This is a genomic window from Streptomyces sp. NBC_01276, assembly GCF_041435355.1.
In the GTDB taxonomy this organism is placed as follows: Bacteria; Actinomycetota; Actinomycetes; order Streptomycetales; family Streptomycetaceae; genus Streptomyces.
Map to the genome: position 1 here is coordinate 5,624,845 of NZ_CP108442.1, position 15,398 is coordinate 5,640,242.

Sequence of the window (15,398 nt, forward strand, 5' to 3'; positions counted from 1 at the left end):
GACGCCTTTGGCAGTCTTTGTCCTATGAGGCAGCGGATTCTGGTGGTCGACGACGAGCCCGAGGTGCGGGCCGCCGTGGAGGACGGCCTGGCCATCGAGGGGTTCGAGGTGCGGGGAGCGGCGGACGGGCTGGCCGCTCTGTCCGAGGTGGCGCGCTGGGAGCCGGACGCGGTCGTCCTGGACGTGCTGATGCCGGTGCTCGACGGGCTGGGGGTGTGCCGGCAGCTGCGGGCGATGGGTGACCGCACGCCCGTGCTCATCCTGACCGCGCTGGACTCCGTCAGCGAACGCGTCGACGGGCTGGAGGCCGGGGCCGACGACTACCTCGTCAAACCGTTCGCGCTGGACGAGCTGGTCGCGCGGGTGCGGGCCCTGCTGCGGCGGGCCGCCCCCGAGCCCCCGGGCGCCGCCCCGCTGGGCTTCGACGACCTCGTTCTGGACCCCGGGACCCGGACCGGCCGGCGGGGCGGGCGGCCGCTGGAGTTCAGCCGGACCGAGGCCGCGCTGCTGGAACTGCTCCTGCGCCACCCCGGGCAGGTGCTTCCGCGCGAGCTGATCCTCGAACTGGTGTGGGGGCAGGACTTCGGGCCGGACTCCAACTCGCTCGCCGTGTACGTCGGCTACCTGCGCCGGAAACTGGAGGCCGGCGGCGAGCCCCGGCTGGTCCACACCGTGCACGGGGTCGGCTACCGGCTGGACACGGCGTGAAACGCGGTGACCGGCGGCGGAGCGCCGCGTCCTGGCGCAGGCGGGGGCCGCTGCGGACCCGGCTGGCGCTGTCCGTCACCGCGGCCGTGGCCCTGGTGGCCGTCGTGATGTGCGTGACCGCGTTCTTCGTCGTACGGGACGCGCTGTACTGGCAGCTCGATCTCAACCTGACCCAGTCCGCCCGGCTCGCCGCGCAGCGCAATCCCGACGAGGTCCCCGGCACGCTGGCGGGGGAGTGCCGCTTCCTGGCCGCCCCCGCGTGCGCGGAGGTGGTGCCCGCCGACCCGGACCGGGACCCGTCGGCGCCGGGGCTGCTGCCCGTGGCCCCGGCCGCGCGGCAGGTCGCCGCCGGCACGCGGGCCCCGTACTTCTCGAACATCACGGTGGACGGGCACCCCGCGCGGATGCTCACCACCGATTACGCCGAGGGGCGGGCCCTCCAGGTGGCGCTGCGGGCCGACAGCGTCGAGGGCGGTTCGCAGGAGGCCGTCTGGTGGCTCGTCCTGACGGCGGTGGCGGGGGTGCTGCTGGCCGCCGTACTCGGCCGCTGGGTCTCCCGGACCGGCCTCGCCCCGGTGACCCGGCTGACCGCCATGGCCGAGCGGATCGCCGCGACCCGGGATCCGCGGTACCGCATCGAGCTGCCGCCGCCGGGGCGGGAGGACGAGATCACGCGGCTGGCCGGGAGCTTCAACACGATGCTCGGGGAACTGGAGCAGTCCGTCACCGCGCAGCGGCGGCTGGTCGCGGACGCCTCGCACGAGCTGCGGACCCCGCTGACGGCGCTGCGGACCAACGCGGAACTGCTGGCCCGCGCCGACCGGCTGACCACCGCCCAGCGCGAACGGGCGGCGGCTGCGCTGGGGCGCCAGCTGCGGGAGGTGACGGGGCTGGTGAACGACCTGATCGAGCTCGCGCGGGACGAGGAGCCGACGCCGTTGGTGGAACAGGTGCGGCTGGACCTCCTCGTGCGGCACTGCGCGGAGGTGGCGGGGGCGCACTGGCCCGCGGTGGAGTTCCGTGTCGAGACGGCCGAGGCGGTGGTGCCGGGGGTGCCGGCGCGGCTGAGCCGGCTGGTGGGGAACCTGCTGGACAACGCGGCGAAGTTCAGCCCGCCGGGGCTGCCGGTGGAGGTGGAGCTGACGGTGCACGACGGCGGTGCCCCCGAGCTGACGGTCCGCGACCACGGTCCTGGCATCGCCCCGGAGGACCTGCCGTACGTCTTCGACCGCTTCTACCGGGCCGGGACCGCCCGCGCCCTGCCGGGCTCGGGGCTGGGGCTGGCGATGGCCCGGCAGATCGCGCGGGCGCACGCGGCGGAGCTGACGGCGCAGCCCGCACCCGGCGGCGGCGCGCTGCTGCGCCTGACGTTCTGACCGCTCCGCCCCGCACCGGCCCGGGTCGTCCCGGAAGAGACACCCCCTAAGGGCGGGGGTCGCTCTCCGAGGTCGTGACGCGGGGGAAGGCGTACGGGTGCTGGGCGGACAGCCAGGCGACCAGCTGCTCGCGCACCGCGCAGCGCAAGGTCCACACCTCGTCGGCGTTCTTCGCCGTGACGACGGCGCGCACCACGATGGTGTTCGGGGTGGTGTCGGTGACGGCCAGGGAACCGGTGCGGCCGTCCCATTCGGGGATGTCCTTGAGGAGCTCCGCGAGCTTGTCCCGCATCAGGGCTACCGGCGCCGCGTGGTCGAGGTGGAAGAGGACGGTGCCGGTGATCTCGGCGCCGCCGCGCGACCAGTTCTCGTAGGGCTTGCTCGTGAAGTACGAGACCGGCATCGTGATGCGGCGTTCGTCCCAGGTGCGGACGACGAGGAAGGTCAGGGTGATCTCCTCGACCGTGCCCCACTCCTTGTCCACGACCACGGTGTCCCCGATGCGCACGGTGTCGCCGAAGGCGATCTGGAGTCCGGCGAAGAGGTTGCCGAGGGTGGACTGGGCGGCGATGCCGGCCACGATGCCGAGGACGCCGGCCGAGGCCAGCATCGAGGCGCCGGCCACCCTCATGGCGGGGAAGGTCAGCAGCATCGCGGCGACCGAGACCACCACCGCCACGGCGACGAGCACCCGCTGGATCAGGGTGACCTGGGTGCGGACGCGGCGGACCCGGGCGGAGTCCGGGGCGGAGGCGGCGTAGCGGGAGTAGACGGAGTCCACGACCGCCGTGGCGATCCGGACGAGGAGCCAGGCGGTCGAGGCGATCATCAGCAGGGCCAGGACGTGCCCGACGGCGGCCCGGTGGGCGGGGAAGACGCCCGCCCGCCGGTACGAGGCCTGCAGCAGGCCCGTGGCCAGGACCAGCCGGAAGGGCGGGACGCAGCGGCGCAGCAGCCCCCACAACGGGGTCTCGGTGTGCCGGGCGTCCGCCTTGCGCAGCATCAGGTCCAGCAGCCACCCGGCGAGCAGGGTGAGGACCAGCACGGCGGCCAGGGCCACGACGGGACGCAGGACGTTCTCCATCTCCATACCCAGAACCTAACCGCGACGGGTCCCGCGACTCCCCCCTTCGCCGCGAATGGCACGATGGGAGGCATGAACATCGTGCTCTTCCACTCGACGTACGGGCTGCGGCCCGCGGTGCACGCGGCGGCCGACCGGCTGCGCGCGGCCGGACACCAGGTCCAGGTGCCCGACCTCTTCGAGGGGCGTACGTTCGCGACGGTCGAGGAGGGGATGGCCCACCAGGACGAGGTCGGCCGCGACGAGCTGCTCAAGCGGGCGGTCCTGGCCGTGGCGCCGTACTCCGACCAGGGTCTGGTCTACGCCGGCTTCTCCTACGGCGGCTCCGTCGCCCAGCACCTGGCGCTGGCCGACGACAAGGCGCGCGGACTGCTGCTCCTGCACGGCACGGCGGACCTGGACGAGGACGCGTCGGCCGACGAGCTGCCGGTGCAGCTGCACGTCGCCGACCCGGACCCCTTCGAGCCGCACGACTGGCTGACCGCCTGGTACCTGCGGATGCGGCGGGCCGGAGCGGACGTGGAGGTGCACACCTATCCCGGGGCCGGTCACCTGTTCACGGACCCGGACCTGGACGACTACGACGCGGAGGCGGCGGAGGAGACCTGGAAGGTCGCGCTCGGCTTCCTCGACAGCCTGTAGGGAGCGGGCCCGCGGGACGGACGGAGGCAGGGCCCCCGGCGGTGACGCCGGGGGCCCTGCCGGTTGCGCGGGAGGCGCGGTGGAGCGGATGGAGCGGACGGAGCGGGGAAGACCGGCCGCGGGTCAGGCGCGGTAGGCCGTCCACATGCTCTTCATGCGCGACACCTGGCCGGCCGTGAACTGGTACATGCAGGAGTCGTACGTGTAGTCCATGAAGTTGTGGATCGGGTCGGCGCCCGGCGCGGTGCAGGTGTCGCGCCCGGTCGGGCACTCGAAGGCGGCGCTGGACTCGGCCGGGGTGTCGGAGACCGAGTCGCCGCTGCCCGTGCAGCCGCCCTGGAAGGTGTGGTACAGACCCATCCAGTGGCCGACCTCGTGGGTGGCGGTGTCGCCCTCGTTGTAGTTGGTGGCGGAGCCGCCGGGCACCGAGGAGTTGAGGATGACGACGCCGTCCATCTTGGGCGCCGAGTTGTAGGAGCTGGGGAAGGTCGCCCAGCCGAGGAGCCCGCCGCCGAGGTTGGCGGTGTAGAGGTTGAGCGCGTTCTTGCCGCCCTTGCGCAGGGCGTTCTTCATGTCCTTCTCGGCCTTGGTGCCGTCCGAGACGTTGTACCAGGTCGAGTTGTCGGTGTAGTCGGTCCCGGCCAGGCTGAACTGGAAGCCGGAGTTGACGTTGCCGGTGCCCTGGCCCGCGTAGGCCGCGTTGAGGACCGAGATCTGGTTGTTGATCTGGGTGGCCGTCAGCTTGCCGGTGCTGCCGGAGGTGATGACGTGCACGTAGACCGGGATGGTCGTGACGGCGGCCGCGGCGCCGGCGCGCATGCCCTCGCTCTGCTGCGGGGAGAGCTGGAGCTGGGCGAGCTTCTTCTTCAGGTCGGCGTCCATGGACTTGACCTGGGCGTCGCTGATCTCGTTGGGATCGGCCGCGTGGTGGTCCTTGGGCCGCGCCACACGGGCGTTGGCAGGGGCGGAGCCCTGCTCGGCACAGACCTCGGCGGGGGTCTTCGCAGCGGCGGCGGCGACCGTGGTCGGGGCCGTCAGCGGGGCGAAGGCCAGGGTGGAGGCCAGGACGGCCGTGCCCATGAGGCGGCGGCGGAGCAGGGGGGATATGCGGGCAACAGCGCGCACGTTGACTCCTCGCGAAGCGTGGTGGGGGGTGAGGTATTTCCTCACGCTGGCCGGAAGCTTACGTGTGCATGTCATTCAATTGGCAAGTACCCGGAGGTTAAAGATTTGTTGCCGATGGTGCGGTAGGGGCCCCTGGTCTGCACCAGAAACCCCTACCGACAGCAGATTTGACGGTCTGTCAGGAAACCGGGCGGTCGGCCCGCTCCACCTTCTGCGTGCCGTTCAGCGTGCGGTACGAGCGCTCCCAGGAGGAGGTCGCGTCCTGCCGCCGCTTGTCCGAAACCACGTAGTAGTCCATCTGCGAGCGCTCGGCCGTCACGTCCAGGACGCCGTATCCGTGGGCGTCCATGTCCAGCCACTTGACGTGCCAGTTCGCGGCCTTGATGGCCGATTCCGCGACCAGCGAGAGCGTGTCCGGCAGGACGTGCAGCATGTCGTCGAGGTTGTCGGAGGTCACCGAGGTCACCACGAACTCGGTCGCCGCCGTGCCCGAGCCCGGGTACGTCGCCTTCTCCACCGGGAGTTCGTTCGCCCATGCCATGTGGATGTCGCCGGTCAGGAACACCGTGTTCTTGATGTTCCGGTCCTTCAAGTGGCCCAGGAGTTCCTTGCGGTCGTCCGTGTAGCCGTCCCACTGATCCACATTGATCGCTATTCCGCCCTCGGGCAGGCCGAGCAGCTTGGTGAGCGGCTTCAGCAGGTGCGCGGGCAGCGCGCCGAAGGCCACCGGCGAGATCATCACCGAGGTGCCCACCAGCTGCCAGGTCGCGTTCGAGGAGGCCAGGCCCGCCTTGAGCCAGTCCAGCTGCGCCCGTCCGGTGATGGTGCGCTCGGGGTCGTCCACCGAGCCGCTGCCGGCCTTCGTCTGCTGCGAACGGAAGCTGCGCAGGTCCAGCAGGTGCAGGTCGGCGAGGGTGCCGAACCGCAGCCGCCGGTAGACGGTGCCCGCGATGGAGGGGCGTACGGGCATCCACTCGAAGTAGGCCTGCTTGGCGGCGGCCGCGCGGGCCGCCCAGTCGCCCTCGGTGGCGGGGGTGTGGTTCTCCGCGCCGCCGGACCAGGCGTCGTTGGCGAACTCGTGGTCGTCCCAGATGGCGACGATCGGGTGCGCCGCGTGCAGGGCCTGGAGGTCGGCGTCCGTCTTGTACTTGCCGTGCCGGGTGCGGTAGTCGGCCAGCGAGAGGATCTCGTTCCGGGGCTCGTGCGGGCGCACGACGTACTTGGGCTCCGGGTACGCCCCCGTGGCGTACTCGTAGATGTAGTCCCCGAGGTGCAGGATCGCGTGCAGGTCGGTGCGGGCGGCCAGGTGCCGGTACGCCGAGAAGTACCCGGACTCCCAGTTGGCGCAGGACACCACGCCGAAGCGCACGCCGGGGGTGCGGGTGTCGGCGGCCGGGGCGGTCAGGGTCCGTCCGGCCGGGGAGACCGTGGCGCCGGCGGTGAACCGGTACCAGTACGGGGTCTGCGGGCGCAGTCCGCGCACGTCGGCCTTGACGGTGTGGTCGGTGGCGGCACTGGCGGTGACGGAACCGCTCGCGACGATCCGGGAGAAGGCCTTGTCCTCGGCCACCTCCCAGCCCACGGCGGTGTCCGGGCCGAGGCCGGAGGCGGGGACGGCCTCCGCGGTCGGGGTGACGCGGGTCCACAGCAGGATCCCGTCGGGCAGCGGGTCGCCCGAGGCGACGCCGTGCAGGAAGGCGGGGGTGGATCCGGCCGCGTGGGCGGCCGGGGCGCCGAGCGCGGTGATCGGCGCGAGCGCGGCCGTGGCGGCGGCGGCCAGGACGACCGAACGGCGGCGCGGATGTGCCGGGCGGGCGGCCGTGGCGGCGCCGTCGGCGGAGGGGGTGAGATGACTGGTCACGGGCGATCATATTACTGATCGGTATTCAGCCAGGAACAGTCTCGGAAAGGGAACGGGTGGGCGAACTCTGGGAGTTCACCCACCCGTTGTCCGCACAATTGCGGCCGGATGCGGACGGATCAGCCGGCCAGGGCCTTGTCGATCGCGGCCGTGAACGCCTCCGGCGTCGCCGGGGTGTCGATCTTCTTGCCGTCCATCTTCAGCGTCGGGGTGCCCGTCACCCCGGACTTGTTGAAGGCCTTCGACATGTCCATCGCCCACCGGTCGTACGTACCGTCCTCGACGGCCTTCTTGAACTCGGCGTTGCCCTTGAGTGCCGGAACCGTGTCCGCGACCTTGATCAGGTAGTCGTCCTTGGCGAAGCTGTCGACGCTCTCGTCGGGGTGCAGGTCCTTGGAGTACAGCGCGGCCTTGTAGTCGAGGAAGGCCTGCGGGCTGACGTTCAGCGCCGCGCCCAGCGCGCTCAGCGCGTTCTTCGAGCCCTCGCCCTTGGACGCGTTGTCGATGAAGGTGGCACCGAAGTACCGGAGCTTGTACTTGCCCGCGTCGACGTCCTTCTTGACCTGCTCGCCGGACGACTGCTCGAAGGCGGCGCACGCCGGGCAGCGGGAGTCCTCGTAGATCTCCAGGGTCTTCTTGGCCTCGGGCTTGCCGACGACGACGGTCAGACCGTCCGCGCCCTCGGTGTTCTTCGGCTTGACCAGGGTGGCGTCGGCGGCCTTCTCCCAGTAGCCGGGCTCGTTGCCCTTGACGACCAGGTAGCCGACGCCCGCGGCCAGGGCCAGGACGCCGACGATCCCGGCGGCCACGAACGCCTGGCGGCGCGCCTTGTCCTTCTTGGCCTGCTTCTCGCGCTCGATGCGCAGCTTCTCGCGGGCGGCGGCCTTGTTCTGCTGGCTGTTGCGTGCACTCATGATGATCTCCGTGGGACGTGGAAGGACGAGGGGGGACTGCCGTACGTACGTCAGGCGCTCGCGAGCGCCGCGCGTACGGGAGGTCCCCTCCGTCCCACGGAATGCGCCGGGAAGCGGGTACGGGCACCCGCGCCCGGGAACGGCCGGCGCGGCGCCCGCCCGGCGGGCCCGGCACCCGCCGCCAACGGGGCGACCGCCAGCAGCAGCGGCCGGAACGCCAGGGCGGCCACCGCCCGCAGCAGCCGGGCCAGGGCCCGCTCGCCGTGCCGCAGCCACGCGGCGGCCAGCAGCCCGATGCCGACGTGCCCGCCCAGCAGCAGCCAGGGCGTCCACGGACCGGGGGCGGCCAGCAGGGCGGCGGGATCGCCGACGGGGCCGGCCACGGTGGTCAGCGAGCCGCCCACCGGGGTCCCGCCGCACAGCCCGTCCAGGCCCAGCGCGTGCAGCGGCCCGGAGACCGGTCCGCCCGCGGGGCCGTAGCAGACGCGCTGTCCGGCGGTGAAGACCGTGTCGGCGGCCAGTTCCAGCGGGACCAGCAGCCCGGCGATCGGTCCGAAGCCGCGCTCGCGGCCCGCCAGCGCGAACGCGATCGCGAAGACCCCCGCGAAGGCCCCGGCGGCCAGCAGGGGCGGCAGCGGGACCCGGGACAGGAGCACGTGGGAGCCGGCCGAGAGCAGCACGACGAGCGCGCTGAACAGCGCGGCCCGCAGTGCCCTCGGTCCTGCCCCTGATATGTCCATCGTCGCGAGTCTGCCATGCCTCCCTGTGAATCCAGGGCTCCGGGGCCGCCGCGGCACCGGACCTACGGCATGATCCGGCCGTTGCGGAACAGGTCCACGAAGATCTGGTGGTCGGCCCGCGCCCGAGCCCCGTAGGCGTGCGCGAAGTCCACCAGGAGCGTCGCGAAGCCCTCCTCGTCGGCGGCGATCGCCGCGTCGATGGCCCGCTCGGTGGAGAAGGGGACCAGGGAGTGGCCGCTCTCCGCGGCGTCGGCCGCCGCGTGCATGGTGGCCGTGGCCCGGCCCAGGTCCGCGACGACCGCCGCGATCTCCTCCGGGTCGTCCAGGTCGGACCAGTCCAGGTCCACCGCGTACGGGGAGACCTCCGCGACCAGCTGCCCGGCCCCGTCCAGCTCCGTCCAGCCCAGCCACGGGTCGGCGTGCGCCTGGAGGGCGCGCTGCGAGATCACCGTGCGGTGGCCCTCGTGCTCGAAGTACTCGCGCACCGCCCGGTCGGTGATGTGCCGGGACACGGCCGGGGTCTGCGCCTGCTTGAGGTAGATCACGACGTCGTTCTCCAGGGCGTCGCTGTGGCCCTCCAGCAGGATGTTGTACGAGGGCAGGCCGGCCGAGCCGATGCCCACGCCCCGGCGGCCCACGACGTCCTTGACCCGGTAGGAGTCCGGGCGGACCAGGGACTCCTCGGGCAGGGTCTCCAGGTACCCGTCGAAGGCGGCCAGCACCTTGTACCGGGTGGCCGCGTCCAGCTCGATCGCGCCCCCGCCGTCGGTGAAGCGGCGCTCGTGGTCGCGGATCTCCGTCATCGAGTCCAGCAGGGAGAAACGGGTGCGGGAGCGCGCCGAGCGCAGGGCGGAGAGCAGCGCGCCCTCGGCGGTGTCCAATGTGAAGGAGGGGACCTCCTCGTGCTTGGCCCCGGTCGCCAGGTGGTGGATGCGCTCGCGGTAGGCGCCCGCGTAGATCCGCACCAGCTCGCTGATCTGCGCGTCGCCGAGGGCCTTGGTGTAGCCGATCAGGGCGACGGAGGCGGCGAAGCGCTTCAGGTCCCAGGTGAAGGGGCCGACGTAGGCCTCGTCGAAGTCGTTGACGTTGAAGACGAGCCGGCCGTTGGAGTCCATGTACGTGCCGAAGTTCTCGGCGTGCAGGTCGCCGTGGATCCACACCCGGCCCGTCTGCTCGTCCAGGTACGGGCCGCCGTGCCGGTCGCGCTCCAGGTCGGAGTAGAAGAGGCAGGCGGTGCCCCGGTAGAAGGCGAAGGCCGAGGCCGCCATCTTCCGGAACTTGACCTGGAAGGCGGCGGGGTCGGCCGCGAGCAGCTCTCCGAACGCGGTGTCGAACACGTCGAGTATCTGCTCGGCGCGCTGCTCGTCGGTCGTCTCGGGTACCGCCATGGCGGATCCTCCTGATGGCGCTGGTCGATCACGTACGGGATCGCATTTCGGACAGGTGTCCTTGGGTCTGCAACGGATGAAGGTACCGGTCGGTGCCCCGTTTGTGTCAGCCGGGAGACGTAGGATTCAAAGCTGCCGCCCCTCTCTCCCCCCGGAGGCTCCCACCGTGACCAAGACGCCGTTCACGCACCTGCACGTCCACACCCAGTACTCGCTGCTGGACGGTGCCGCGCGGCTGAAGGACATGTTCAACGCGTGCAACGAGATGGGCATGACGCACATCGCGATGTCCGACCACGGCAACCTCCACGGGGCGTACGACTTCTTCCACACCGCCCAGAAGGCCGGGATCACCCCGATCATCGGCATCGAGGCATATGTCGCACCCGAGTCCCGGCGCAACAAGCGGCGCATCCAGTGGGGCCAGCCCCACCAGAAGCGCGACGACGTCTCCGGTTCCGGTGGCTACACCCACAAGACCATCTGGGCATCGAACGCCACCGGCCTGCACAACATCTTCCGGCTGTCCTCCGACGCGTACGCCGAGGGCTGGCTCACGAAGTGGCCGCGGATGGACAAGGAGACCATCTCCAAGTGGTCCGAGGGCCTGATCGCCTCCACCGGCTGCCCGTCCGGCGAGGTGCAGACCCGGCTGCGCCTCGGCCAGTTCGACGAGGCCGTGCAGGCCGCCTCCGACTACAAGGACATCTTCGGCGAGGGCCGCTACTTCCTGGAGCTGATGGACCACGGCATCGAGATCGAGCGCCGGGTCCGCGACGGTCTGCTGGAGATCGGCAAGAAGCTCGGCATCCCGCCGCTGGTCACGAACGACTCGCACTACACGTACGCGAGCGAGGCCACCGCGCACGACGCCCTGCTGTGCATCCAGACCGGCAAGAACCTCTCGGACCCGGACCGCTTCCGCTTCGACGGCACCGGCTACTACCTCAAGTCGACCGACGAGATGTACGCCATCGACTCCTCGGACGCCTGGCAGGAGGGCTGCGCCAACACGCGGCTGGTCGCCGACCAGATCGACACCGAGGGCATGTTCAAGTTCCGGAACCTGATGCCGAAGTTCGACATCCCGGAGGGCCACACCGAGGTCAGCTGGTTCCGCGAGGAGACCATGCGCGGCATGCACCGCCGCTACCCCGGGGGCATCCCGGACGACCGGATGCAGCAGGCCGAGTACGAGATGGACACGATCATCTCGATGGGCTTCCCCGGCTACTTCCTCGTGGTCGCCGACTTCATCATGTGGGCCAAGAACCAGGGCATCGCGGTCGGCCCCGGCCGAGGCTCCGCGGCCGGCTCGATCGTCGCGTACGCCATGGGCATCACCGACCTCGACCCGATCACCCACGGCCTGATCTTCGAGCGGTTCCTGAACCCCGAGCGCGTCTCCATGCCCGACGTCGACATCGACTTCGACGAGCGCCGGCGCGTCGAGGTGATCAGGTACGTGACCGAGAAGTACGGCGCCGACAAGGTCGCCATGATCGGCACCTACGGCACCATCAAGGCCAAGAACGCGATCAAGGACTCCGCGCGCGTCCTGGGCTACCCGTACGCCATGGGCGACCGGCTCACCAAGGCCATGCCCGCCGACGTCCTCGGCAAGGGCATCCCCCTCTCCGGCATCCTCGACCCGACGCACCCCCGCTACGGCGAGGCCGGCGAGATCCGCGGGATGTACGAGAACGAGCCGGACGTGAAGAAGGTCATCGACACCGCCCGCGGCGTCGAGGGCCTGGTCCGCCAGATGGGCGTGCACGCCGCCGGCGTGATCATGTCCAGCGAGACGATCACCGACCACGTGCCCGTCTGGGTGCGGCACACCGACGGCGTCACCATCACCCAGTGGGACTACCCGAGCTGCGAGTCGCTCGGCCTGCTGAAGATGGACTTCCTCGGCCTGCGCAACCTCACGATCATGGACGACGCCGTCAAGATGGTGAAGGCCAACAAGGGGATCGACATCGACCTCCTGGCCCTCCCGCTCGACGACCCCAAGACCTTCGAGCTCCTCGGCCGCGGCGACACCCTCGGCGTGTTCCAGTTCGACGGCGGGCCCATGCGCTCCCTGCTGCGCCTGATGAAGCCCGACAACTTCGAGGACATCTCCGCCGTCTCGGCCCTGTACCGGCCGGGCCCGATGGGCATGAACTCGCACACGAACTACGCCCTGCGCAAGAACAAGCAGCAGGAGATCACCCCGATCCACCCGGAGCTGGAGGGGCCGCTCGAAGAGGTGCTCGCGGTCACCTACGGCCTGATCGTCTACCAGGAGCAGGTCCAGAAGGCCGCCCAGATCATCGCCGGGTACTCGCTCGGCGAGGCCGACATCCTGCGCCGCGTGATGGGCAAGAAGAAGCCCGAGGAACTGGCGAAGAACTTCGTCATCTTCGAGGAGGGCGCCAGGGGCAAGGGCTTCAGCGACGCGGCGATCAAGGCCCTCTGGGACGTCCTGGTCCCCTTCGCCGGCTACGCCTTCAACAAGGCCCACTCGGCCGCGTACGGGCTCGTCTCCTACTGGACCGCCTACCTCAAGGCGAACTTCCCGGCCGAGTACATGGCCGGCCTCCTCACCTCGGTCAAGGACGACAAGGACAAGTCCGCGATCTACCTGAACGAGTGCCGGCGCATGGGCATCAAGGTGCTCCCGCCGAACGTCAACGAGTCCGAGCCGAACTTCGCCGCCCAGGGCGACGACGTGATCCTCTTCGGCCTCACCGCCGTGCGCAACGTCGGCCAGAACGTCGTCGAGTCGATCATCAAGACCAGGAAGAGCAAGGGGAAGTACTCCACCTTCCCCGACTTCCTGGACAAGGTCGAGGCCGTCGTCTGCAACAAGCGCACCGTCGAGTCGCTGATCAAGGCCGGAGCCTTCGACGAGATGGGCCACACCCGCAAGGGTCTGGTCGCCCACCACGAGCCGATGATCGACAACGTGGTCGCCGTCAAGCGCAAGGAGGCCGAGGGACAGTTCGACCTCTTCGGCGGAATGGGTGACGAGGGCGCGAGCGACGAGCCCGGCTTCGGCCTCGACGTGGAGTTCTCCGACGTGGAGTGGGAGAAGTCCTACCTGCTCGCGCAGGAGCGCGAGATGCTCGGCCTGTACGTCTCCGACCACCCGCTCTTCGGCCTGGAGCACGTGCTCTCCGACAAGACCGACGCCGGCATCTCCCAGCTGACCGGCGGCGAGCACTCCGACGGCGCCGTCGTCACCATCGGCGGCATCATCTCCGGCCTCCAGCGCAAGATGACCAAGCAGGGCAACGCCTGGGCCATCGCCACCGTCGAGGACCTCGCCGGGTCCATCGAGTGCATGTTCTTCCCCGCGACCTACCAGCTCGTCTCCACCCAGCTGGTCGAGGACACCGTCGTCTTCGTCAAGGGCCGCCTCGACAAGCGCGAGGACGTCCCCCGGCTCGTCGCCATGGAGATGATGGTCCCCGACCTCTCCTCCGCCGGGACCAACGCCCCCGTCGTCCTCACCATCCCGACCGTCAAGGTCACCCCGCCGATGGTGACCCGTCTGGGCGAGATCCTGCGCCACCACAAGGGCAACACCGAGGTGCGGATCAAGCTCCAGGGGCCGCGGACCACCACCGTGCTGCGCCTGGACCGGCACCGGGTCCAGCCCGACCCGGCGCTCTTCGGCGACCTCAAGGTGCTGCTCGGCCCCTCCTGCCTGGCCGGCTAGGCCGAGCCGGCCCGGACCCGAGGGGCCCGCGGCCGTACGCGCGGACCCGCGGCCACGCGCGAGCGAGGGCGCGCCCGGAAATCCGGGCGCGCCCTCGCTCGTACCTGGGCGGCGGCGTCAGTTGTGGCCGAAGCGCTTCTGCTTGCCCTTGTGGGCCATGTCCAGCGGGCTCGGCGACTGGGAGGAGCGCTCGTCCGGGGAGGACTCCATCGACGCCTTCGACGGATCCTGCGCCGATCGGGGCTGCTGCTTGGCCGGCTGCTTCTGGTTCTTGTTCTTGGCCATGGGATGCCTCCGTGGGGGGTGTAGGGGCCAGGGCCGCCTTCACACTCACACACCAGCACAACCCACGCATTTTGGATCATTACTGCGCGTAGTGGAGCCCCTCGTCCGGCCCGCCGGGAGATCCGCCACGCCGATGATCGAGTTCCGGCCGTCAACACCCTTGCGGTCGGGCAGACTCGGGGAAAACCTAACGAGTACCCCCTGGGAACCCCACGGAAGAGGGTGGAACGCGTGGACCGCTGCGTCGTCCTGGTGGACGCCGGATACCTGCTCGGCGCCGCCGCGAGCCTCCTCGCCGGAGAGCCCTCCCGCTCCCGCATCACCGTCGACCACACCGCCCTCATCCAGGGCCTGCGCGAGCGGGCCGAGGCCGACACCGAGCAGCCCCTCCTGCGGATCTACTGGTTCGACGGGGCTCCCGACCGGGTGCCGCAGCCCGAACACCGCCGGCTGCGCGTCATGCCCCGGGTCACCGTCCGCCTCGGTGCCCTGACCCGCAGCGACGGCCGCTGGGCGCAGAAGGGCGTGGACGCCGCCATGCACGCCGAACTCACCGAACTCGCCCGCAACCGGGCCTGCTCCGACGTGGTCCTGGTGACCGGCGACGGCGACCTGCTCCCCGGGCTGATGTCCGCCAAGGAGCACGGGGTCGCCGTCCACCTGTGGGCCGTCCAGGCCGCCGACGGGGACTATAACCAGTCCGAGGACCTCGTCGCCGAAGCCGACGAACGCCGCGTCCTGGACCGGGCCTGGATCACCCGGGCCGTCCGCGCCCGCGACCTGGCCGGGCTCTGCCCCCCGCCGCCCGCCCCGCGCCCCGAGATCGCCGCGATCCTCTCCGCGCCCCTGCCCGAGGCGGCCCTCGCCGAAGCCGCCCGCAACGGCAACGGCAACGGCGCCGCGGCCACCACCGACCGGGAAGCCCCCGGGAACCCCCCGAACGGAGCACCCGTACCGGCGCCCGCGACCGAGGGCGCCAAGCCCGTCCCCACCCCCAAGGACCTCGCCTCGCTGCGCGCCCCCGGCCCGGCCCCGGCCGACCGGCAGGTCCAGAGCGCCCCGGCCCCGGCCGGCAGCGCCCTGCGCTGGTCCTCCGACAGGGGCTGGATCGACCGGGCCGGGCCGCTCGGCGAACCGGCGGAGACCGCCTCGCTGCCCACCCTCGCCCAGCTCACCAGCGCCGAACAGCGCTGGGCGGACCGCGAGGAGGACATCACCACCGTCGGCGGCGACCCGTTCGAGGTCGGCCAGGTGTTCGCCCGGCGCTGGATGGAACGCCTCCCGGAGACCGTCCACCTGCAGAAACTCGCCACCATGTACCCGCGCGTCCCGCACCGGATCGACGGGGAGCTGCTCCGCTACGCCGCCCGGTTCGGACTCCTCGCGCACAAGGACGACCAGATCGACGAACACGACCGCTACGCCATCCGCGCCGGGTTCTGGCGCGAGATCGACGTCCGCGCGGCGGCCGAGCACGTCGGCGCCGCACCGGGCACGGCGGGTGCCCCGGTGCCCTCCGGCCCGCCGACCCCGGCGGCCGAGTAGGGGCGGAAGCCGCGTAGGCTG

12 protein-coding genes are annotated in these 15,398 nt (G+C 71.2%); 5 read left to right on the forward strand and 7 right to left on the reverse strand.

The window, feature by feature from the left end; translation table 11 throughout:
• The first annotated feature begins 24 nt into the window (after positions 1-24).
• Together OG295_RS25240 and OG295_RS25245 are read left to right on the forward strand one after the other, a co-directional pair.
• Positions 25-708 (forward strand): response regulator transcription factor, encoded by a 684-nt coding sequence (locus OG295_RS25240; RefSeq protein ID WP_371678942.1) that lies wholly within the window; start codon positions 25-27, stop codon positions 706-708.
• Positions 705-2,084, forward strand: a complete 1,380-nt coding sequence (locus OG295_RS25245; RefSeq protein ID WP_371678943.1) for a sensor histidine kinase — start codon at positions 705-707, stop codon at positions 2,082-2,084. The genes OG295_RS25240 and OG295_RS25245 overlap by 4 nt, the downstream gene beginning before the upstream one ends.
• Positions 2,085-2,130: 46 nt before the next feature.
• On the opposite strand, the gene OG295_RS25250 is transcribed toward OG295_RS25245, so the two are convergent.
• Positions 2,131-3,168, reverse strand: coding sequence for a mechanosensitive ion channel family protein (locus tag OG295_RS25250; protein ID WP_371681300.1), 1,038 nt, complete (start codon positions 3,166-3,168; stop codon positions 2,131-2,133).
• A gap of 63 nt (positions 3,169-3,231) precedes the next feature.
• On the opposite strand from OG295_RS25250, the gene OG295_RS25255 reads away from it, so the two are divergent.
• On the forward strand, positions 3,232-3,810 hold the full coding sequence (locus tag OG295_RS25255) for a dienelactone hydrolase family protein (protein WP_078950219.1): 579 nt from the start codon (positions 3,232-3,234) through the stop codon (positions 3,808-3,810).
• Between the two features lie 123 nt (positions 3,811-3,933).
• Here the strand turns inward: OG295_RS25255 and OG295_RS25260 are convergent, their stop codons facing one another.
• The 5 genes from OG295_RS25260 to OG295_RS25280 all read right to left on the reverse strand — a co-directional run bounded on the left by OG295_RS25260 (position 3,934) and on the right by OG295_RS25280 (position 9,838).
• On the reverse strand, positions 3,934-4,890 hold the full coding sequence (locus OG295_RS25260) for a zinc metalloprotease (protein ID WP_371681301.1): 957 nt from the start codon (positions 4,888-4,890) through the stop codon (positions 3,934-3,936).
• Positions 4,891-5,113: 223 nt separating this feature from the next.
• Positions 5,114-6,796, reverse strand: a complete 1,683-nt coding sequence (locus OG295_RS25265; protein ID WP_371678944.1) for an alkaline phosphatase — start codon at positions 6,794-6,796, stop codon at positions 5,114-5,116.
• A gap of 119 nt (positions 6,797-6,915) precedes the next feature.
• Positions 6,916-7,710 carry a DsbA family protein gene (locus tag OG295_RS25270; protein ID WP_371678945.1) on the reverse strand — a complete coding sequence of 265 codons (795 nt, stop codon included), beginning with the start codon at positions 7,708-7,710 and terminating at the stop codon, positions 6,916-6,918.
• Between the two features lie 50 nt (positions 7,711-7,760).
• The gene (locus tag OG295_RS25275) at positions 7,761-8,450 is read right to left on the reverse strand and encodes a hypothetical protein (RefSeq protein ID WP_371678946.1); all 690 of its coding nucleotides are present in this window, start codon (positions 8,448-8,450) and stop codon (positions 7,761-7,763) included.
• 62 nt (positions 8,451-8,512) lie between these two features.
• Positions 8,513-9,838 carry a DUF2252 domain-containing protein gene (locus OG295_RS25280; protein ID WP_371678947.1) on the reverse strand — a complete coding sequence of 442 codons (1,326 nt, stop codon included), beginning with the start codon at positions 9,836-9,838 and terminating at the stop codon, positions 8,513-8,515.
• A 166-nt stretch (positions 9,839-10,004) separates the two neighbouring features.
• On the opposite strand from OG295_RS25280, the gene dnaE reads away from it, so the two are divergent.
• On the forward strand, positions 10,005-13,547 hold the full coding sequence (dnaE, locus tag OG295_RS25285; protein ID WP_371678948.1) for a DNA polymerase III subunit alpha: 3,543 nt from the start codon (positions 10,005-10,007) through the stop codon (positions 13,545-13,547).
• 117 nt (positions 13,548-13,664) lie between these two features.
• On the opposite strand, the gene OG295_RS25290 is transcribed toward dnaE, so the two are convergent.
• Entirely contained in the window at positions 13,665-13,832 is a 168-nt protein-coding gene (locus OG295_RS25290) for a hypothetical protein (RefSeq protein ID WP_371678949.1), read from the reverse strand.
• A gap of 222 nt (positions 13,833-14,054) precedes the next feature.
• Between OG295_RS25290 and OG295_RS25295 the strand changes: the two genes are divergently transcribed.
• Positions 14,055-15,377, forward strand: a complete 1,323-nt coding sequence (locus tag OG295_RS25295; protein ID WP_371678950.1) for an NYN domain-containing protein — start codon at positions 14,055-14,057, stop codon at positions 15,375-15,377.
• The last annotated feature ends 21 nt before the right edge of the window (positions 15,378-15,398 follow it).